General features: G+C 64.3%; 1 protein-coding gene and 1 pseudogene. Both read right to left on the reverse strand.

Annotation, left to right across the window (positions count from 1 at the left end; all coding sequences use genetic code 11):
* Nucleotides 1–215 (reverse strand): annotated as a pseudogene (locus ACZYVJ_RS25730) (MCE-family protein MCE1A); the annotation flags it as partial.
* A 302-nt stretch (nucleotides 216–517) separates the two neighbouring features.
* Nucleotides 518–1,014, reverse strand: a 497-nt coding sequence (locus tag ACZYVJ_RS25735; protein ID WP_463834073.1) for an MCE family protein, incomplete at its 5' end; no start/stop codon positions are given.

Here is a 1,014-nt window from a genome sequence, read left to right on the forward strand (position 1 = left end):
ATCTCCACCCCGTTATAGGTCACCTTCGAACCCGGATCCATCACCAACCCGGCCCGCGACGCCAGCATGGTCAGCTGCGTCTTAGGCGTGAAACCTCCGCGGAACTGGATGTAGACCAGGGTGAAGATCACCGCCAGCACCGCGAGCACGACGAAGGTGATCACCCTGTAGGGCGGCTCGCGCGAGTCGTTGATCTGAACGGGTGAACCCTCCATGGCGCTACGCCGTGCGCTCGACGATCATCGGGGGCAGCCACCTATACGGGTGGTTGTCCAGATAACCCACGGTCGCCAACCCTGCCCCTCATCTCGGCGCCGCCACCCAGCGCTTGGCTGTACACACATGCAATAAGATCAGTGAAATGTACCGCGGCGCCGTGGCACAAACAAAGCAACAGTGGAATCGGCGGGCGCACAACATCATTTTTCGAATAACCGTTCCCGCGGGTGGCAGTTGACCGCAGCTGTCGGTGAGCGAATGACGTTCTCGGACAGCGCTTTCGCGCGCCAAGCAGGATTTACGGGTTGATGGTGTTGTCGCCGATCTGGCGTCCCCAGACGTACTCGATCGCATACGGCGATCCGGTGTCCAGGTGGTTGTACGGCGCGAGGCTGTTGCCGGAGTCCATCACCAACTCCGGGGCGGGCCACAGGTCGCGGGTGAGCGGCTGCCAGCAGCCCGGGGCGCCGCCGGGGCCGCCGCGAGCGTTCACCCGCGGCAGATTCTCGGGATAGATGTAGGGGTTCGGCGCACCACCGACCAGGCCGGCCGTGGCGCCGAGTCCAAGCGTGAGCGCCGCGACGGCCGCGAGCGACAGCGGGTTCGCGATCAGACCCAGCCCCGACGTGACCTCGGTGTCCATGTTGAGCGAGTAGCCGTTGAACCCGCCCTCGGACGCACCGGTGATAGGCACGATGTCGTGATAGTTGTGCAGCGTGCAATAGATTTCCGGGCTGTAGGTATCCAGCAGCTGCGCGGTCGGCACCAGATCCGCGGCGCCGCGCGCCAAATACG

The organism is Mycobacterium sp. IDUB_3 (assembly GCF_055419585.1).